Here is an 18,254-nt window from a genome sequence, read left to right as displayed (position 1 = left end):
GGTCGGTGGGAGCGGCACCGTCCGGGGAGTTGTCGGGGAGTTGCCGACGGGCCGCCCGATCAGCCGAACAGCGCCCGCCCCCAGTGGTCGCCGCCGTCGCGGACGCCGGGCGGGCAGGCGAAGATGCCGCTGGAGACGTGCCGCAGGTATTCGTTCATCGCGTCGTTGCGGGCCAGCCGGGTCTGGATGGGCACGAACTGCCTGCGCGGGTCCCGCTGGTAGGCGATGAAGAACAGCCCGGCATCGAGCCGGCCCAGCCCGTCGGAGCCGTCCACGAAGTTGTAGCCCCGCCGCAGCAGCCGCGCCCCGTCGTTGGCGTCGGGGTGGGCCAGCCGCACGTGCGAGGTCTCGGCGATCACCGGCTGGCCGTCGTCGCCCTTCGCGGCGAAGTCGGGCTCGTCGAACTCGTCGCCCCTGCCCAGCGGCGCGCCGCTGCCCTTGGCCCGGCCGACGATCTGCTCCTGCTCGACGAGCGAGCTGCGGTCCCAGGTCTCGACGAGCATCCGGATCTTCCGGGTGACCAGGTACGACCCGCCGGTCATCCAGTCCGGGCCGTCGCCGGGCTGCACCCACAGGTGCTCGCGCAGCAGCCCGCCGTCCTCGGCCTTGAGGTTGGCCGTGCCGTCCTTGAAGCCGAACAGGTTGCGCGGGGTCGCCTGCCCGGTCGAGGTCGACGAGGTGCGCCCGAACCCGAGCTGCGACCAGCGGACGCTGACCACGCCCATGCCTATGCGGGCCAGGTTGCGGATGGCGTGCACCGCCACCTGGGGGTCGTTGGCGCAGGCCTGCACGCACAGGTCGCCGCCGGAGATCTCGGGCCGCAGCGCGTCCCCGGCGAAGTGTGGCAGGTCGACCAGCGCGGCGGGCCGGCGGGCGGCGAGGCCGAACCGGTCCCGCCCCCGGGCGTCGCGGAACAGCGTCGGCCCGAAGCCGACGGTGAGGGTGAGCTGGGACGGGGGCAGTCCGAGCGCCTCGCCGGTGTCGTCCGGCGGGGCCTCCGGCACGCCGCCGACCGCGCCGATCACCCCGGCGTCCTTACCGGCGGTCATCCGGGCGGCGGCGGCCGTCCACTCGCTGAGCAGCTCGACCAGGCGGGCGCGGTCCTTGGTGACCACGTCGAAGGCGACGAAGTGCAGCCGGTCCTGGGCCGGGGTGGTGATGCCGGCCTGGTGCTCGCCGTGGAAGGGCACCGCGCCGGCCGCCGCGCCCTGGTCGGCCGAGGCGTGCTCGGCCCCGCCGCGGGCCAGCGCGCCGGCCCCGGCGGCGACGCCCGCCACCCCGGCGACCCCCGCGCCGGCGAGCGTGATCGCCCGCCGCCGGGACACCTTCGCGCTCATGCGACCATCCTCTCCTGCTCGTCGGCGCGTCCGCCGGGGCCGTACGTCACCGGGCGACTACCGCGGCGACCTTGCTGATCGGCTCGGCCAGCGCGTTGATGCTGTCGGACAGCTCCTTCAGTTCGGCCTTGCTCAGCGCGGTGTGCAGCTTCCAGCCGTCGCCGTCGCGGTGCTTGCCCAGCGCCGTCTCCACGTTGGCGAACTCGGTGTCGAGCTGGGCGACCAGGTCGGGGGCGCGCTGCTCCAGGGCGGGGCGCAGCGCCGCGACGGCGGCCTTCGAGCCCTCCAGGTTGGCGTTGAAGTCCCACAGGTCGGTGTGCGAGTACCGCTCCTCCTCGCCGGTGATCTTGCCACTGGCGACCTCGTCGAGCAGCGCCTTCGCGCCGTTGGCGAGCTGGAGCGGGGTGAGCTTCTCGGCGTTGGCCCTGGCCACGATCTCCTTGACGTCGGCGAGCAGCCGGTCGGCGATCGGGCCGTCGGCGCTGATGTCGCCGGTGGTCCAGAGGTCCTTCTCGATCCGGTGGAAGCCGGTGAACTCCATGCCCTCCTCGACGACCTCCTCGCGGCCGTCGATCTTCGGGTCGAGGTCGCCGAAGCTCTCCGCCACCGGCTCGATCCGCTCCCAGTAGGTGCGGGCCACCGGGTAGAGCGCCTTGGCCTTCGCCACGTCGCCGGCCTTGACGGCGGCGACGAACTCCTCGGTCTTCGTCAGCAGCGCGGCGGTCTGGCTGGTGACGTACCGCTGGTAGCTCGCGGTGGCCTCGGCCAGCGCGGCGTCGGGGGCGACGGTCGCGGCGGTGCCGCTGACCTTCAGCGCCCCCCGGATCCCCTTGCCGCTCATCCCGGGCTTGCAGGCCGTCTCGTACGTCCCGGCGGGCAGCTCCACGCGCAGCTCGCGCTTGAGCCCGGGGGCGATGTTCTCGACCTCGCCCATCACCCGGTCCCCGGCGGCGTAGACGTAGAACTCGGTCACCTTCGCGCCGGAGTTCGTCACCTCGAAGACGGTCTGGCCGGCGGCCAGCTCGGTCCGGCCGACCTCGCAGGCGGTGTCGCTCGCCTTGACGGCGATCGGGCCGCCGTCGGCCGTGCCGGCGTCCTTCTCCTGCCCGCCGCAGGCGGCGAGGCCGGTGGTGGCGAGCGCGCCGGCGGCGGCGAGCACCAGGAAGCGGGTGGTACGCATCGGGGTTTCTCCTCGGGATGGTCAGGCGCGCGGCGACGCGGACGCCGTTCCGGTGGGCTCGGTGACGTCGGCGGCAGCCGCCGACGGGGCGGGCGCGCCCGCGCCGGTGGGCGGGGCGGGGCGGCGCAGGAAGAGCGCCAGCACCGGCACCGCGTACGCGACCCAGGCCACGGTCTCCAACACGCTCGGCGCGGGGGTGACGTTGAACATCCCGGCGAGCAGGGCCGCGTACCAGGTGCTCGGGTCGAGCGTCGCGCTGATGTCGAAGGCCAGGTCGTTGAGGCCCGGCAGGACGCCGGCCTCCTGGAAGTCGTGCACGCCGTACTTGAGGATGCCGGCGGCGACCAGGATCAGCAGCGCGCCGGTCCAGGTGAAGAACACCGACAGGTTGATCCGCAGGGCGCTGAAGTAGAGGCCCACGCCGATCGCCACGGCGCTGGCGATGCCGGCGAGCAGGGCCAGCAGCGGCCCGCTGTCGCCGGCCGCGCCCTGGGCCGCGGAGTAGAAGATGAGCGCGGTCTCCAGCCCCTCGCGGACCACCGCGAGGAAGGCCATCCCGGCGACCGCGAGCGAGCCGACCGCGAGCGCCTCGGTGAGCCGGCCGCGCAGCTCGCCGGCCATCGTGCGGGCCGCCCGGCGCATCCAGAAGATCATCCAGGTGACGAAGACGACGGCCGCCACCGAGGTGACCGCCTCGAACAGCTCCCGGTCCTCGGAGCGGGCCAGCAGCGAGGTCGAGGTGTACTCGATCAGCCAGCCGACGAGCACCGACAGCGCCACCGCGAGCCCGACGCCGCCCCACACCTGCGGCAGCCGGTCCCGGCGCTGCGACTTGACGAGGAAGGCGACCAGGATGCTGACCACGAGGGTCGCTTCCAGGCCCTCGCGCAGGCCGATCAGGTAGGTGGCGAACATCGGTGCTCCGTGATCGATCAGGTTGCCTCGGTTAACTTAGGGCAGCCATACCTTCCTCCCGCCGGCCCGGCCCCGTCAAGTTGTTCTTCGCCACGTCACCCGCCCGGCCCCGACCGCCGCGCCGACCGCCACCGGGCCGCGCCGGGCACCCCCGGACGCGAAGGGACCGGGCCCGCCGCCGTGCGGCCGACCCGGTCCCTGTCGTGCTGGCTCAGTACCGGTAGTGCTCCGGCTTGAACGGGCCCTCCGGGGAGACGCCCAGGTAGGCCGCCTGCTCCTTGGTCAGCGTGCTCAGCTTCGCGCCGAGCGCGGCCAGGTGCAGCCGGGCGACCTTCTCGTCGAGGTGCTTCGGCAGCACGTAGACGCCGGTCGGGTATTCGTCGGTCTTGGTGAACAGCTCGATCTGGGCGATCGTCTGGTTGGCGAACGAGTTCGACATCACGAAGCTCGGGTGGCCGGTGGCGTTGCCGAGGTTCAGCAGCCGGCCCTCGGAGAGCACGATGATCGCGTGCCCGTCGGCGAACTTCCAGAGGTCGACCTGCGGCTTGATGTTGACCCGCTCGACGTCGGAGCGCTTGGCCAGGCCGGCCATGTCGATCTCGTTGTCGAAGTGGCCGATGTTGCCGACGATGGCCTGGTGCTTCATCCGGGCCATGTGCTCGTTGGTGATGACGTCGAAGCAGCCGGTGGCGGTGATGAAGATGTCGGCCTGCTCGACGACGTCGTCCAGGGTGGAGACCTGGTAGCCGTCCATCGCCGCCTGGAGGGCGCAGATCGGGTCGACCTCGGTCACCACGACCCGCGCGCCCTGGCCGCGCAGCGACTCGGCGCAGCCCTTGCCCACGTCGCCGTAGCCGAGGACGACGGCCATCTTGCCGCCGATCAGCACGTCGGTGGCCCGGTTGATGCCGTCGATCAGCGAGTGACGGCAGCCGTACTTGTTGTCGAACTTGCTCTTGGTCACCGAGTCGTTGACGTTGATGGCCGGGAAGAGCAGCGTGCCGGCGCGGTGCATCTCGTAGAGCCGGTGCACGCCGGTGGTGGTCTCCTCGGTCACGCCCTTGATGCCGGCGGCGATCCGGGTCCACCGCTGCCCGTCGGCGGCGAGCGACCGGTGCAGCACCTCCAGGATGACCGCGTACTCCTCGGAGTCGGCCGACTCCACCGGCGGCACGGCGCCGGCCTTCTCGAACTCGACGCCCTTGTGGACGAGCAGGGTCGCGTCGCCGCCGTCGTCGAGGATCATGTTGGGGCCCTGGCCGTCGGGCCAGTCGAGGACCCGCTCGGTGCACCACCAGTATTCCTGGAGGCTCTCGCCCTTCCAGGCGTAGACCGGGACGCCGGCCGGCGCGTCAGGGGTGCCGTCGGGGCCGACGACGATCGCGGCGGCGGCGTGGTCCTGGGTGGAGAAGATGTTGCACGACGCCCAGCGGACCTGCGCGCCGAGCGCGACCAGGGTCTCGATCAGCACGGCGGTCTGGATCGTCATGTGCAGGGAGCCGGTGATCCGCGCCCCGGCGAGGGGCTGCGCCTGCGCGAACTCGCGGCGGATCGCCATCAGGCCCGGCATCTCGTGCTCGGCGAGCTGGATCTCCTTGCGCCCGAACTCGGCGAGCGACAGATCCGCCACCTTGTAGTCGCCCTCGGCGAGGGTGCTCGGCCGGGCCTCGGACGGCGTGCCGGGTTGGGCCGCCGGGAGGGTGCTGGTCATGGAAGCTCCTGTCGAACGAACGAAGTGCTGCGCGACCCTCCACCTTACGCGCGGAGACGGACAGCGCACGGGGCGGTCGGTCGCGAGCGGACTGTCCGCCCACGGTCCGGCCGCCCCGTGCATCCCCCCGGTTTGGTTCCCCGCGCGCCACCGGACCTTCGTCGCGGTGACGCTGCGCACTTAGAAAGTTACACCGGGCCAGCACGCCGTCAAGCTATTTCGGGAATTCCCGATTTGTGTCGGCCGGCTCCGCCCGCCCGGTCCCCACCCACCGGCCACCTCGGCCGCCCCGCACGGGCAGGTCGAACGAGCGGAAAACACGCCGGTCCAAGCGGAACCCAAGCCCGGCTTTAGCGGGACCCGAGGGCGTCCCGGTCCAACCCGCTGGTCGCCACGTACGCCTCGCCCTCGCCGTCGAGGACGAGCGGGCCCGCGTCGGCGGGACCGACCGCGGCCTGCCCCGGCGCGAGGGCCACCGCGCCCGTCCCGTCGTCGGCCAGGACCTTCCCGGCGCGGCAGAACACCACGCGGGGGCCCGGCACCGCGAGCCGCACCGGCGCGCCGGCCAGCACCGCCCGGTGCAGCGCGAAGTCGTCGACCGGCACCGGCCAGCGCACCACCTGGGGCGCCACCTGCTCCGGGGCCACCAGCGGGTCGTCGAGCACCTCGAAGCGCAGCACCCGCAGCAGCTCGTCGACGTCCACCCGCTTCGGGGTCAGACCGCCCCGCAGCACGTTGTCGCTGGCCGCCATGATCTCCATACCGGTGCCCCGCAGGTAGGCGTGCAGGTTGCCGGCCGGCATCCAGATCGCCTCCCCCGGCGCGAGCCGCACGTGGTGCAGCAGCAGCGCCACCAGCACCCCCGGGTCGCCCGGATACCGGGTGCCCAGGGCCCGCGCCAGCGCCGCGTCCGGCCCCGCGGCCTCCGCCGCCAGCACGGCCCCCACCAGCCCCGCCCGCTCGGCCTCCGGCCAGCTCAGCAGCAGCCGGACGGCCTCCCGCAGCCCCGCCGTGCCCTCGCGCAGCGCCGCCACCACCGGTTCCAGCGCCCGCACGCCGAACGCGGCCAGCGCCGCCGCCGACACCGCCGGGTCGCGGAAGCCGCACAGCGCCGCGAACGGCGTGAGCGCGACGAGCAGCTCGGGCTTGTGGTGCGGGTCGGCGTAGTTGCGCTCCCCCGCCGGCCGCGCCGCGTCGGCCGCGTACCCGGCGCGGGCCTGCTCCGCGTCGGGGTGCGCCTGCAGGCTCAGCGGGGCGTCGGCGGCGAGCACCTTGAGCAGGAACGGCAGCCGGGGGCCGAACCGCCGCACCGACCGCTCGCCGAGCCAGCGCCCCGGCTCGGCGGCCAGCACGTCGAGCAGGCTCACCGGCTCGCCGTCGCGCTGCACGCTGGCCGGCGCGCCCGGGTGGGCGCCCAGCCACAGCTCCGCCTCCGGCCCGGGGCTGGGCACAGGCCGCCCCTGCAACCCGGCGATCGCCGAGCGCGAACCCCAGGCGTAGTCCCGGATCGGACCGTGCAGCGGCTCCATGGTCAGCCTCCGGCGTGCGATTCGTCCGCGCCGGCCACCGCCGCCTGCGGCGCGACGGCCTCCGGCGTGGCGACGGCGGTCTGCGCGGCGGCGCCGGTGCCGGCCCGCTGCGCGGTGGCGGACCAGATGTCCGGCTCCAGGTAGATCACCCGGGCGACCGGGACGGCCGCGCGGATCCGCGCCTCGACGGCGTTGATCCCCCGGGCCAGCTCCTCGGCGCTCTCGCACGCCGGCACCGCGATCTTCGCGGCCACCAGCAGCTCCTCCGGGCCCAGGTAGAGCGTCTTCATGTGGATGATCCGCTCCACCTCCGGGCCGTCGGTGACGGCCCGTTCGATGGTCGCCACGTCGGTCGGCTCCGCGCCCTCGCCGAGCAGCAGGCTCTTGGTCTCGATCGCCAGGACGACCGCGATGACCACCAGCAGGACGCCGATCATCGCCGTGCCGGCCGCGTCCCACATGCCGTTGCCGGTGATCAGGGTCATCCCGACGCCGAACAGGGCGAAGACCAGACCGACCAGCGCGCCGAAGTCCTCCAGCAGCACCACCGGCAGCTCGGGGGCCTTGGCCCGGCGGATGAACCGCACCCAGGACTGGTTGCCCCGGATGAGGTTCGACTCCACGATCGCCGTGCGGAAGGAGAAGCCCTCCATCACGATCGCCGCCACCAGCACGACGACCGGCACCCACTGCCAGCTCTCGATCGGGTGCGGGTCGGCCGCCTTGTGCCACGCCTCGTAGAGCGCGAACAGGCCGCCGAGGCTGAACAGCACGATGGCCACGATGAACGCGTAGACGTAGCGCTCCCGGCCGTAGCCGAACGGGTGCTGCGGGGTGGCCTCGCGCTTGGCCCGCCGGCCGCCGAGCAGCAGCAGGCCCTGGTTTCCCGAGTCGGCCACCGAGTGGATCGACTCGGCGAGCATCGACGAGGAGCCCGTCAACAGGAACGCGATGAACTTCGTGACCGCGATGCCGACGTTGGCCAGCAGGGCCGCGACGATCGCCTTCGTACCGCCGTTGGCGCTCACACCGCTCCCCGTTCGATGCCGCACGTGCTCACTGGTTTGCCAGCTCCTTCATCTCGGTGATGGCCGGAACCGCCATCGGGTCCAGCCCGTGTGCCAGGGCGAGGTAGACGGAGGCGAAGTCGGGCACCGCCACCAGCGAGGCGAGCCGCTCCAGCGCGGAGCCGCCCTCGGCCGTCACCACGTCGCAGCGGACCCCGCGCCGCTCGGCGAGCGTCTGCACGGCGTCGGCCCGCCGCTCCTCGACCGCCAGCGGCTCGTCGGCGTCGTCCTCGGCGTTGAGCCCGCCGTCGCGCAGCAGCACCAGCCGCAGCCGGGTGCCGCCGTCGGCGGACTCGCCCGGGTCGGCGAAGATGTCCCGCTCCCCCTCGGCCAGCCCGCCGAACACGCCGTCGAGCAGGCCGACGCGGCCCCGCCCGGCCTCGCCGAGCGCCCCGCTGACCACCGGGTAGCGGGCGTTGGCCGACAGGGTGTCGCCGAACCGGCGGGCCGCGACGGTCGCCAGCGGCGACGAGCCCCACACGATCGGCACCGAGCCGGCCAGCCCCAGGGCCAGCGACTTCGCCGGGTTGACGAAGGACTCGGCCGTGGCACGGCAGCGGTCGGCGTCGGCGTCGAGCCGCGCCGCCGTCTCCGCGAGATCCGCCTCGTTGACCTTCACGAGCCCGAGCGTACGGGCGGCGAGCAGAACCGGCACGGTGAGCGCCCACAGGCTGGCCCGGGCCGGGGCGCGGCGGGGCACCGGGATGAACGGCGCTCGGGCCCGCTCGGCCACCGACTGCAACTGCGAGTCGGGCGCGCCGACGGCGACCAGGCGGGCCCCCCGGCGGTGGGCGGCCTCGGCCGCGCCGAGCGCCTCCGGGCTGCGGCCGGAGGCGCTGACCGCGATCACCACGTCGGCCGCGCCCACCCAGCCGGGCACGCCGGCGCTGCGGTGCGGGATGACCGGGACCGGGCAGCGCGGCCCGGCGACCGTGGCCAGCACGTCCCCGGTACGTCCGGCGGTGCCGATGCCGGCGATGACGACCGCCCGGGGGCGACCCTCGTCGGCGAGCACGGTGAGGTTGGCCTCCGCCGCCAGGGCGGCGGACTCCCGCACCTGCGCCCCGGCCGAGGCCATGAACCGCAGCATGCCGCCCGGGTCGTGCTCGGCGAGGGCGTCCGGGTTGTCGAGCAGAGCCTCGTCGGCGTGCCGGTGCCCGCTGACCCCGGCCGTCCCCTCCATCACGACTGCTGCGCGGGTCCGCCGCGCGCCTCGTCGAGCAGCAGCACCGGCACGTCGTCGCGCACCTCGAAGATCCGCCCGCACTCGGTGCAGGTCAGCGTCTGCGCCCCCGCGTCGTAGTCGAGCGGGGCGTGGTGTGTGTCCGGACAGGCGAGGATCTCGAGCAACTGCGGGTCCAGGGCCACGGTGCGGCTCCTTCCACGGGTGCGTAGGCGGCGGTCGGCGGTGCCGGCCGGCGCAGGGGATCTTATCGGCGAACCCGGTCGAGCACCTCGTCGCGGAGGGAGATCATCCGTTCCTCGGTCGGTGCCTCGACGTTCAGCCGCAGCAGCGGCTCGGTGTTGCTGGCGCGCAGATTGAACCAGGCGCCGTCGGGGAAGCTCAGGGTCAGCCCGTCCAGCTCGTCGACCGCCGCCTCCGGGTACGCGGCCCGCACCTGGGCGATGCTCTCCGCCTGGTCAGCGACCGTGGAGTTGATCTCGCCCGAGGCGACGTAGCGCTCGTACTCGCGGGCCAGCTCGGACAGGGGCAGGGCCTGCCCGCCGAGCGCCGCGAGCGCGTGCATGGCGGCCAGCATGCCGGTGTCGGCGAACCAGAACTCGCGGAAGTAGTAGTGGGCGGAGTGCTCGCCGCCGAAGACGGCGTTGGTGCGGGCCATCTCGGCCTTGATGAACGAGTGGCCGACCCGGGTCACCACCGGCTCGCCGCCGTGCTCGCGGATGATCTCCGGGACGGCGCGCGAGGTGATCGGGTTGTGGATCACCGTGGAGCCGGGGTGCTTGGCCAGCTCGCGGACCGCCACCAGGGCGGTGATCGCCGACGGGGAGACCGGCTCGCCGCGCTCGTCGACCACGAAGCAGCGGTCGGCGTCGCCGTCGAACGCCAGGCCCAGGTCGGCGTCGTGCGCGCGGACGGCCCGCTGGAGGTCGACCAGGTTGGCCGGGTCCAGCGGGTTGGCCTCGTGGTTGGGGAAGGTGCCGTCGAGCTCGAAGTAGAGCGGCACGATCTCCAGCGGCAGCGCGGGCAGCACGGCGTCGCCGAGGACGCTGGGCACCGTCCAGCCGCCCATCCCGTTGCCCGCGTCGACCACGACCTTCAGCGGCCGGATGCCGGCCAGGTCGACCAGCTTGCGCAGGTGGGCCGCGTATTCCGGGCGCAGGTCGCGCCGCTGCGTCGGCCGGGTCGGCGCGCCGGCCGGCCGGGCGGCCCCGGAGTCGAGCAGGGCCTGCGCCCGGTCCCGGATCTCGGCCAGCCCGCTGTCCTGGCCGATCGGGCGGGCGCCGGCCCGGCACATCTTGATCCCGTTGTACTGCGCCGGGTTGTGGCTGGCGGTGAACATCGCCCCGGGCAGCCCGAGGGTGCCGGAGGCGTAGTAGAGCATGTCGGTGGAGGCCAGCCCCAGCTCGATCACCGAGCGCCCCTCGGCCCGGACGCCCGCGGCGAACGCCTCCGCCAGGCCCGGCCCGCTGGCCCGCATGTCGTGCGCGATCACCACGGCGTCGCCGGGCTCCCCGGCGGCGGCGAGCACCTGCCCGAAGGCGGCCCCGAGCGCCTCGGCGACGCGTTCGTCCCATTGGTCCGGCACCGTCCCACGGACGTCGTACGCCTTCACGATCCGGGACAGATCAGACACGCGCTTCGCTCCTTCGCCGCAGGTCGCCAACGGCCTGAGCGTATCGGAGCACCCGGGGGCGGCCGGCCTCAGCCGGGCAGGCGCGGCATGATCGTCGTCGCGTCGCCCCCACCGGCCGGCGCGGGCGGCTCGCCCGGCCCCGCCGCGTCGCCCCCGGCGGGTGACGGCGCGCCGCCGTAGACCCCGCCGGTGGGCGGCGGCGCGGCCGGCGAGCCGTAGACCCCGCCGGACGGCGGCGCGGCCGGTCGGCCGTACACCCCGGGGGTCGGTGGCGTCCGGCCCGGCGCGGGCGTCGCGGGCGTGGCCGACCGGTAGGTGGTGCCGCCGGGACTGCGCGGCAACGGGACGCCGGGGAGGGCGTCGGCGTCGTCGGCCGGCTCCCGGTCGGCCCGCGACCGGCGCACCAGCAGCACGATCAGGCCGACGCCCAGCACGACCAGGCCCACGCCGAAGAGCATGATCCAGGACAGCCCGCCGGAGCCCTCCTCGGCCGCGGCCACGGTGCCGGCCCCGCCGGCCTCGGCGGCGACGGCGGCCAGGGTCGGCTCCCCGGCCGTCGGGGCGTCGGTCGTGGGCTCCGCCGTCGGGCTCGGGCTGGGGCTCGGCGACCGCGACGGGCTGCGGCTCGGGGTGGGCGACGGCGTCGCCGCCTGCGGCCCGACCACCCGGGACGCGACGGCCCCCCGGCCGATGGCCCGGCCCCGCCCGTCGACCGCCTCGCCGACCACCGTGAGCCGGCCGCCCGGCGCCCCCGCCGCGAACGTCAGCCGGTAGCGCATCGTGACGCCCTTGCCCTTGCACAGGGTCGGGTTCGTCGGGGCGGACCGGCCCGTAGTGACCGCTCCCCCACCGCCGGAGACCGGCACCGGGACCCAGCGGCCCCCGAGGCTCACCTGCGCGGTGACCTGGTTGGCGGCGAGACCGGCGAGGCTCAGGCCCAGCCCGGTGCGCAGCACCACGCAGCCCTCGGTGCGCTTGCGCACCTCGACGTTGACCGCGCCGGGCGAGCCGCCCGGCCGGAAGCTGTCGGTGGCGCGCACCCGCACCGAGTCGCCCTCGGCCAGGGCCGGCGACGCCCCGGCGGCCACCAGGCCGCCCAGCATCACGCACACCGCCGCGAGCCGCGTCGCGTGCCGACGTAGCGCCATGATCACCGCCGTTTCTCCCGTCCGGGTCCGCGGGTCAGGTTACTACCGGCCACCGATCGCGGCGCGGCGCGGAAAGGAGGGGCCCCTTGTTAACGCCTGCGGTAGAGAAGGGTCCCCTTCTCACCCGGCCCCGGCCCGGCGGGCGGGGCGGCGGGCGGAGACGGGCGGGCGGGGCGCGGGCGCCTTGCCGGACGCGTAACATGTTGGTTACCCTTTACCGGTGGACGAGGTGGCGGCGGCGATCGCCGATCCGGTGCGGCGCGACATCCTGGTGATGCTGCGCGGCCGGCGGCTCGCCGCGGGGCAGATCGCCGACCGGTTCGTCATCAGCCGGCCCGCCGTCAGCCGGCACCTGCGGGTGCTGCGCGAGAGCGGGCTGGTGCGCGACACGCTCGTCGGCCGTCGACGCCTCTACGAGCTCGACGCGTCGCGGTTCGGCGAGCTCGTAGAGTGGCTCGGCCAGTTCACCGCCGCGGGCCAGTTCACCACCGCCGGTCAGGTCACCACCGCCGGTCAGGTCACCACCGCCCGTCAGGTCACCACCGCCGCCGGTTGGGAGCGCCGTCTCGACGCGCTGGAGACCGAAGTCCATCGCACCCGTCGCGAGCGCCGCCGGCGCGACGCGCCGGATCACCCACGGGAGAGGACAGCATGAACAGCCCACCCACCGGCCGGCTCTGCCCGGTCCCCGGCGGCCACGATCTCGTCGTCAGCCGTACGTTCCGGGCACCCGTCGAGGACGTGTGGGCCAGCGTGACCGAATCCGACCGTACCGCCCGGTGGTTCGGGCCGTGGGAGGGCGAGGCCGCCCCCGGCCGGGTGATCCGGGTGCAGATGGCCCACGAGGACCAGGAGCCCTGGTTCGACCTGCGGATCGACGCGTGCGAGCCGCCCCGGCGGCTCGCCCTGTCGACGACCGACGGGCCCGGCGGCTGGCGGATCGAGCTGCTGCTGTCGCACTCCGCCGGCCGGACCGAGCTCCGGCTGGTCCAGCACCTCGCCACCACCGACGGGATCGGCGATCTGGGCCCCGGCTGGGAGTACTACCTCGACATGCTGGCGGCGGCGCGGGACGGGCGGCCCGCGCCGAGCTTCGACGACTACCACCCGGCGATGAAGCCCTACTTCGAGGCGCTGCCGACCCGGGTCGACCCGGCGTGACCTGGCGCGGGGCCGACCCCGCGCGGCGACGGCCGACTCACCCCGTGCCGCGGCCCGCGAGCGCGGCGCGGCAGAGCCGGTCGGCGGCGCGGGTGGTCTCGGGCAGCCGGTAACGCGGCGTCAGCGCGAGCACCCGGGCGCACGCGTTCTCCAGCCCCATCCGGTGCCCGACGCTGACGAAGACCGGCTTCACGCCGTCCCGGGTGCGCAGCACGCGGCCCACCACCTCCCCGCCATCGCACAGCGGGGACCAGGCGCCACGCGCGGCGGCCGGCGGCTCCCAGCGGCCCACCAGCGGCGTCTTGCCGACCCCGATCGCCGGCAGGCCGGTCACCACGCCCAGGTGGCAGGCGAGCCCGAACCGGCGCGGGTGGGCCAGCCCGTGCCCGTCGCAGACCAGCAGCTCCGGGCGGACGGTCAGCAGCTCCAACGCCGCCAGCAGGGCGGGCAGCTCCCGGAAGGCGAACAGCCCGGGGACGTACGGGAAGGCGGGCCGGCCCACGCTCACCGCCTGGTCCACCACGGCCAACGTCCGGGCGTCCAGCACGGTGACGGCCGCCGCGAGCCGGTCGCCGCTCTCGGCGTACGCGACGTCGAGCCCGGCCACGGTCGCGGGCGCGGCGGGCCCCGGCCCGGTGAGGTCCACCAACGGCCGCAGCCGGTCCTGCACGGCGAGCGCCTCGGCCTCGGTCCGGGGCGGCGGGGCGGCGACCGGGGTGTCCACCCGGTGATCGTAGGCGGCGTCCTGCGGCCCTCGGCCCCGCGTGCCGACCGGCCGCCGCCGCGCGACACACCCGTCCGGTCCAGCCCGCCCTTTCGCACACCTGTCGGGTAATTTCTTCTGGTCCGACAACCGGTCACCGACAGGAGAAGCTCCGCGCATGGGCAAGAAGACGATCCACGTCTCCGACTTCAGCGGCACCGTTCTGCAGCCGGACGACGAGGTGGTCCGCGTCGTGGTGCTGGAGCACCCCGACCTGGTCGCGGGGCCCGTGCAGCTGGACGCCACCGCGACCGAGGTGGAGAGCATCGACGACGCGGCCCTGGACGTCGTGGTGGTCGAGGTCCACGACCGGCACGGCGGCGGCGAGCCCCGCCGGGTGGTGCTGACGGCCAGCGAGTTCGACGCGATGGCCACCGACGTGCCGATGGCCCAGTTGCTGAAGACCGCCGAGCGGGTGCGGCCCCCGAAGGCGCGCAAGGGCGCCGAGAAGGTCGACTACGGCACCATCGAGCACGCCGGCAAGCCGCACCGGGGGCGGGTCACCGAGGAGGAGGCCCGGCTGGTCCGGGAGCAGCTCGACGAGGTGAACAAGCGGCTCGCCGACGCCGGCATCCGGCAGGTCGACCCGGCCGACCCGGAGCACGCGGCCCGCTACGGGTTCCCCGCCGCCGACTGACCGCCGTCCCGACGTCGGGCACGCGCCCCCGTGGCGCGTGCCCGACGCGGTTCAGGCCCGCTTGCGGGCGAGCTCGGCCAGCGCGCCCTCCACGGCGGACTCCAGGGCGTCCTTCTCCAGGCCGAGCCCGCCGAGCACGCCGTCGCCGCCCTCCTCCTCCAGCAGGGCGAGCAGGATGTGCTCGGTGCCGACGTAGTTGTGCCCCATGCGCAGGGCCTCCCGGAACGTCAGCTCCAGGACCTTCTTGGCCCGCGCGTCGAAGGGGATCAGCTCCGGGACCCGGTCGGCCTTCGCCGGCAGGGCCGCGGTGGCGGCCTCCCGGACCCGCTCCAGGGGTACGCCCCGGGCCACGATCAGCGCGGCGGCCAGCCCCTCCGGCTCGGCGAGCAGGCCGAGCACGACGTGCCCCGGGTTGATCTCGGCGTGGCCCGCCGCCCGCGCCTCCTCCTGCGCGGCCAGCACCACGTTGCGGGCGCGCGGGGTGAACCGGCCGAACCCGGCGCTCGGGTCGAGCGTGGCGGCGGTCTCCGCCTTGGCGGCGGAGCGTTTCTGGGCGGCCTGCTTGCTGACCCCCATGCTGCGGCCGATCTCCGTCCAGGACGCGCCGGAGCGGCGGGCCTGGTCGACGAAGTGGCCGATGAGGTGGTCGGCGACGTCGCCGAGGTGGTCGGCGGCCACGACCGCGTCGGCGAGCTGGTCGAGCACGTCGGGGCGGGCCTTCTTGATTCCCGCGATGAGGTCGTCGAGCCGGACCGGATTGGGAAGCTGGGCGTATTCCGTCATACGTCAACCATAAGTTGACGCAGCCCCGATCGTCAACCCCAGGTTGACGATCGGGGCTCCACGTTCGACACCACCGCCGCCGGTCCGGGGAGCCGTGCCACCCGGGGCGGACCCCGGCCCGGCGCGCCCGGATAGGGTCGGCCCATGCGGCTGCACGTGGGATGCGCGATGTGGGCGCACCGGTCGTGGCAGGGGCGCTTCCTGGCGCACCCGTCGCCCGCCCAGGAGCGCCTGCGGCACTACGCCGGCTGGTGCGACGCGGTCGAGGGGAACACGACGTTCTACGCGACGCCGAGCCGGGACACCGTGGCGTCGTGGGCGCGGCAGACCGAGCCGGACTTCCGGTTCGTGGTCAAGCTGCCCCGGCTCGTCACCCACGACCGCCGCCTCGCCGACGCCGACGCCGAACTCCGCGCGTTCCTCGACGCGATCGAGCCGCTCGGGCCCCGGGCCCACGCGCTCTGGGTCCAGTTGCCGGGCTCGTTCGCCCCCGCCGACGTGCCCGCGCTGGCCCGTTTCCTGCGGCGGCTCCCGGCGGCCCACCGGCAGGCCGTGGAGGTGCGTCATCCCGCGTTCTTCGCCGACGCCCACGCGGCGCGGCTGCTCGAGGAGGCGCTCGCCGGCACCGACGCCGAGTGGATCCCGTTCGACACCACCGCGTTCTTCGCGAGCCCGCCGACCAGCGACGCGGAGCGGGAGGCGTGGACGCGGAAGCCGCGCCTGCCGCTGCGGACCCGCGCGCTGACCGACCGGCCGATCGTCCGGTACCTCGGCCGCGACGACCCCGGGCGGACGGTCGAGGGCTGGCGGCGCTGGGTCGACGTGGTCGCCGACTGGCTGCGCGAGGGCCGCTCGCCCACCGTGTTCGTGCACACCCCGGACAACGCCGACGCGCCGGCGCTCGCCCGCCGGTTCCACGACGAGGTGCGCGCCCGGGTGCCCGGCCTCGGGGCGCTGCCCGAGCCGGTGCCGGTCGAGCCCCTCACCCTCTTCTGATTACCGGGGCCGCCCCCGGACGAGAGCCGGTGGGGCCGCCCGGACGCGCCGGGCGGCCCCACCGCTGCCGCTCAGTGTCCGGTGGGGGTGAGCTTGATCAGCTCCCAGCCGCCCTCCGGAACGTCGTCGGTCGGGTCGGTACGCAGGTTCATCGGGTTGGCCATCCCGAGGTACAGGGTCGAGCCGTCGGCGACCATGGTGCGGAAGCCGTAGTTGAGGTAGTTGCCCATCCCCTTCGTGTCGACCGCGGTGGCGGGCCGCAGGCTCGACTCGAACACGTACAGGTCGCCGCCGTAGAGCTCGGGGTCGATCTCGATCGGGTCCAGGTCGTCGCTCAGCCCGCGCGCCGCGTTGGCGAAGCCCATCTGCCGCGCGGCCTCGGGCAGCAGGTCCTTCGCGAGGTAGCTCCAGTCCATCGTGCCGACGAAGAGCCGGCCGCCGGCGACGGCCATGGTCCAGGTGTAGTTGGTGTAGACGTTGCCGAACCCGCTGTGGCCGTACTTCGGCTTGTAGCCGGTGGGGGTCCACTTCCAGGCGCCCGCGCCCTCGTTCGCCGTCGGGTCGTACGCCGGCAGCACCCGCTCCCCGTAGAGCAGCTCCACCTTCTCCCGGTCGGTGTCGAACCGCTTGCCCCGGAAGATGCTCACCGGGCGCTGGGTGTTCTCCAGCATCGTCCGCGCCGCGGTCTCGTCGGCCGGCGGGTACAGGTCGGCGACCACGCTCGTCGACTTCATCGGGACGTGCATCGTCCCCCAGTAGAGGTAGCCCTGGTAGGACATCAGCGCACCGAGGCCGTACGTGCCGGCGATGACCGGGTCCGGCTCGTAGGACGCCGCGCTCCAGACCTGCTTCCAGCCGACGGTGTCCTCCTCCGTCAGGCCGGGCGCGCCGTCGGCCAGCGGCGGGCTCATCCAGACGCCGGCGACGGCGGGGTTGGGCTCGTCGGCCGGCGTGACGCCGGGACGGCCCCAGCCGGTGCGGGCCGTCGAACGCGCGGCGAGCGAGCCGCCGGTCGCCGCCGACCAGGTGCTGACGAAGACCCGGCCGTCGTGCTCCGTCAGGTCGGCGATCTGGGCGGGCAGCTTGCCGACCTCGACGAAGTTGAACGGGTTGGTCCGGTCGCCGGCCCAGCGCAGCATGTACCCGCCGTCACGGCCGTTGGCGCCGACCCCGACGCCCGCGTAGAGGACGTCGCCGGCCACGAGGAAGTGGCGGATGTTGCCGTACTTGGTGAAGTTGGCCGACCCGAGGTAATCGCCGGTCGCCGTGTCGAACGCGAACATGTTGACCGTCTGGCCGAGGGCCGGCCCGGCGAGCAGGACGACACCCTGGTGCGTTCCGCCGGCCCGCAGGCCCAGCGTCCTCTTCAGCCGGGACGCGTCGTCGGCCGACGCGTTCGTGATGACGCTGGTCTTCTCCGTCTGCACTTTGGAGGCCAGGTCGTATACGTACACCCGGGGCTGCCGGTGATCGCCCACGTTTGTCGGCATGGTCGGATTCTGTACGACAATCTGACTGCTCGCGAACTCGCAGACATAGTCGTCGTTCAGCCGCGGGTTCGGCAGGGAGAGCGTCGACCCCGTTACGATGCAGTTAACATTTGCTCCGGTGCCGAACCAGAGGCGATTGTTCGCCTGGGCGAGCGACCATACGTACGCCTGGTTGACCTTGGCCTGCCCCTGCGCGCACGGCGGCCCGGCGGGATAGGGCTGTCCGATGCCGGCGAAACATTCGTCGGGAACGGCCTTTCCGAGCAACTCGTGCTCAAAGGTCGTCGACGCCTGCGGCAGCCGCTCCGCCTCCCCGGGAACCGCCGCGACGGACGGCGCGGCGGCAAGGACCGGCAGGACGCCGAGCGCGACGGCGGAGAACATTCGCCATCTAGACATTCTGGGCCGATGCATCAATGCCCTCTCTCCCAACACAATCTCTCCGTCACGATGCATTGACGATTACCGGACACAACTAAAGCGACACTCACCGTAATCGGAGGGATCGCGAACGCGGTCGCGGTAAACGGTCGACGGCATCACTGCCGGAAGTCCGACAGAAATCCGGCTGAATGACAGAATTGGATATGCCGCTCGGATTCCGAGCGCCCACAGCGTACCGCCGACGACTGCTCCTGTCAGCCGTCCCCCCGGTGGGCGCGAATGGCACCGGCGAATGCCCTGCCGGTTCGGGGGAACAGAAGAAGGCCCTGGCCTGGTG

17 protein-coding genes are annotated in these 18,254 nt (G+C 74.1%); 4 read left to right on the top strand and 13 right to left on the bottom strand.

Translation table 11 applies throughout. The features are described from left to right. Nucleotides 1–59: 59 nt before the first annotated feature. The 10 genes from efeB to O7628_RS19095 form a co-directional block, all read right to left on the bottom strand. Nucleotides 60–1,337 (bottom strand): iron uptake transporter deferrochelatase/peroxidase subunit, encoded by a 1,278-nt coding sequence (efeB, locus tag O7628_RS19140; protein ID WP_278132448.1) that lies wholly within the window; start codon nt 1,335–1,337, stop codon nt 60–62. Between the two features lie 46 nt (nt 1,338–1,383). Beyond that, on the bottom strand, nt 1,384–2,517 hold the full coding sequence (gene efeO / locus O7628_RS19135; RefSeq protein ID WP_278132447.1) for an iron uptake system protein EfeO: 1,134 nt from the start codon (nt 2,515–2,517) through the stop codon (nt 1,384–1,386). Nucleotides 2,518–2,538: 21 nt separating this feature from the next. Then, nucleotides 2,539–3,432 carry an iron uptake transporter permease EfeU gene (gene efeU, locus O7628_RS19130; RefSeq protein WP_278132445.1) on the bottom strand — a complete coding sequence of 298 codons (894 nt, stop codon included), beginning with the start codon at nt 3,430–3,432 and terminating at the stop codon, nt 2,539–2,541. Nucleotides 3,433–3,643: 211 nt separating this feature from the next. Then, nucleotides 3,644–5,143, bottom strand: a complete 1,500-nt coding sequence (gene ahcY / locus O7628_RS19125) for an adenosylhomocysteinase (RefSeq protein ID WP_074478446.1) — start codon at nt 5,141–5,143, stop codon at nt 3,644–3,646. 350 nt (nt 5,144–5,493) lie between these two features. Next, nucleotides 5,494–6,672 (bottom strand): mannose-6-phosphate isomerase, class I, encoded by a 1,179-nt coding sequence (gene manA, locus O7628_RS19120; RefSeq protein WP_278132442.1) that lies wholly within the window; start codon nt 6,670–6,672, stop codon nt 5,494–5,496. A gap of 2 nt (nt 6,673–6,674) precedes the next feature. Continuing rightward, complete coding sequence (locus O7628_RS19115; RefSeq protein WP_278132440.1) at nt 6,675–7,700, bottom strand: cation diffusion facilitator family transporter; 1,026 nt, start codon at nt 7,698–7,700, stop codon at nt 6,675–6,677. A 28-nt stretch (nt 7,701–7,728) separates the two neighbouring features. After that, nucleotides 7,729–8,925, bottom strand: a complete 1,197-nt coding sequence (locus O7628_RS19110; protein ID WP_278132438.1) for an SIS domain-containing protein — start codon at nt 8,923–8,925, stop codon at nt 7,729–7,731. Then, nucleotides 8,922–9,107 (bottom strand): Trm112 family protein, encoded by a 186-nt coding sequence (locus O7628_RS19105; protein ID WP_043962058.1) that lies wholly within the window; start codon nt 9,105–9,107, stop codon nt 8,922–8,924. Before O7628_RS19105 ends, O7628_RS19110 begins: the two co-directional genes overlap by 4 nt. Before the next feature lie 62 nt (nt 9,108–9,169). Beyond that, nucleotides 9,170–10,555 (bottom strand): phosphomannomutase/phosphoglucomutase, encoded by a 1,386-nt coding sequence (locus O7628_RS19100; protein WP_278132434.1) that lies wholly within the window; start codon nt 10,553–10,555, stop codon nt 9,170–9,172. 68 nt (nt 10,556–10,623) lie between these two features. After that, the gene (locus tag O7628_RS19095) at nt 10,624–11,703 is read right to left on the bottom strand and encodes a hypothetical protein (protein ID WP_278132433.1); all 1,080 of its coding nucleotides are present in this window, start codon (nt 11,701–11,703) and stop codon (nt 10,624–10,626) included. Nucleotides 11,704–11,923: 220 nt separating this feature from the next. Here O7628_RS19095 and O7628_RS19090 point away from each other — a divergent pair, with 220 nt between their 5' ends. After that, entirely contained in the window at nt 11,924–12,358 is a 435-nt protein-coding gene (locus O7628_RS19090; RefSeq protein WP_278132431.1) for a metalloregulator ArsR/SmtB family transcription factor, read from the top strand. Further along, nucleotides 12,355–12,864 carry an SRPBCC family protein gene (locus O7628_RS19085; protein WP_278132429.1) on the top strand — a complete coding sequence of 170 codons (510 nt, stop codon included), beginning with the start codon at nt 12,355–12,357 and terminating at the stop codon, nt 12,862–12,864. The genes O7628_RS19090 and O7628_RS19085 overlap by 4 nt, the downstream gene beginning before the upstream one ends. Before the next feature lie 37 nt (nt 12,865–12,901). Here the strand turns inward: O7628_RS19085 and nfi are convergent, their stop codons facing one another. Further along, nucleotides 12,902–13,588, bottom strand: a complete 687-nt coding sequence (nfi, locus tag O7628_RS19080; RefSeq protein WP_278132427.1) for a deoxyribonuclease V — start codon at nt 13,586–13,588, stop codon at nt 12,902–12,904. Nucleotides 13,589–13,745: 157 nt separating this feature from the next. Between nfi and O7628_RS19075 the strand changes: the two genes are divergently transcribed. Next, complete coding sequence (locus tag O7628_RS19075; protein WP_278132424.1) at nt 13,746–14,264, top strand: hypothetical protein; 519 nt, start codon at nt 13,746–13,748, stop codon at nt 14,262–14,264. 51 nt (nt 14,265–14,315) lie between these two features. Here the strand turns inward: O7628_RS19075 and O7628_RS19070 are convergent, their stop codons facing one another. Further along, entirely contained in the window at nt 14,316–15,047 is a 732-nt protein-coding gene (locus tag O7628_RS19070) for a Clp protease N-terminal domain-containing protein (RefSeq protein WP_278132422.1), read from the bottom strand. 168 nt (nt 15,048–15,215) lie between these two features. On the opposite strand from O7628_RS19070, the gene O7628_RS19065 reads away from it, so the two are divergent. Next, entirely contained in the window at nt 15,216–16,043 is an 828-nt protein-coding gene (locus O7628_RS19065; RefSeq protein ID WP_278136352.1) for a DUF72 domain-containing protein, read from the top strand. Nucleotides 16,044–16,114: 71 nt separating this feature from the next. Here O7628_RS19065 and O7628_RS19060 read toward each other — a convergent pair whose 3' ends face one another. Beyond that, nucleotides 16,115–17,932, bottom strand: a complete 1,818-nt coding sequence (locus O7628_RS19060) for a hypothetical protein (RefSeq protein ID WP_278132421.1) — start codon at nt 17,930–17,932, stop codon at nt 16,115–16,117. Between the last annotated feature and the right edge of the window lie 322 nt (nt 17,933–18,254).

Origin of the sequence: Micromonospora sp. WMMD956 (genome assembly GCF_029626125.1) — a bacterium.
In the GTDB taxonomy this organism is placed as follows: Bacteria; Actinomycetota; Actinomycetes; order Mycobacteriales; family Micromonosporaceae; genus Micromonospora; species Micromonospora carbonacea.
The sequence above is the reverse complement of the archived record's forward strand: the minus strand, read 5'-3'. Positions and strand labels throughout refer to the sequence as shown.

Coding starts and splice junctions, on each gene's coding strand:
- efeB (WP_278132448.1), bottom strand. CDS start 1,337: ATGAGCGCGAAGGTGTCCCGGCGGCGGGCGATCACGCTCGCCGGCGCG.
- O7628_RS19085 (WP_278132429.1), top strand. CDS start 12,355: ATGAACAGCCCACCCACCGGCCGGCTCTGCCCGGTCCCCGGCGGCCAC.
- efeO (WP_278132447.1), bottom strand. CDS start 2,517: ATGCGTACCACCCGCTTCCTGGTGCTCGCCGCCGCCGGCGCGCTCGCC.
- O7628_RS19065 (WP_278136352.1), top strand. CDS start 15,216: ATGTGGGCGCACCGGTCGTGGCAGGGGCGCTTCCTGGCGCACCCGTCG.
- O7628_RS19075 (WP_278132424.1), top strand. CDS start 13,746: ATGGGCAAGAAGACGATCCACGTCTCCGACTTCAGCGGCACCGTTCTG.
- efeU (WP_278132445.1), bottom strand. CDS start 3,432: ATGTTCGCCACCTACCTGATCGGCCTGCGCGAGGGCCTGGAAGCGACC.
- ahcY (WP_074478446.1), bottom strand. CDS start 5,143: ATGACCAGCACCCTCCCGGCGGCCCAACCCGGCACGCCGTCCGAGGCC.
- O7628_RS19070 (WP_278132422.1), bottom strand. CDS start 15,047: ATGACGGAATACGCCCAGCTTCCCAATCCGGTCCGGCTCGACGACCTC.
- O7628_RS19060 (WP_278132421.1), bottom strand. CDS start 17,932: ATGTCTAGATGGCGAATGTTCTCCGCCGTCGCGCTCGGCGTCCTGCCG.
- O7628_RS19095 (WP_278132433.1), bottom strand. CDS start 11,703: ATGGCGCTACGTCGGCACGCGACGCGGCTCGCGGCGGTGTGCGTGATG.
- manA (WP_278132442.1), bottom strand. CDS start 6,672: ATGGAGCCGCTGCACGGTCCGATCCGGGACTACGCCTGGGGTTCGCGC.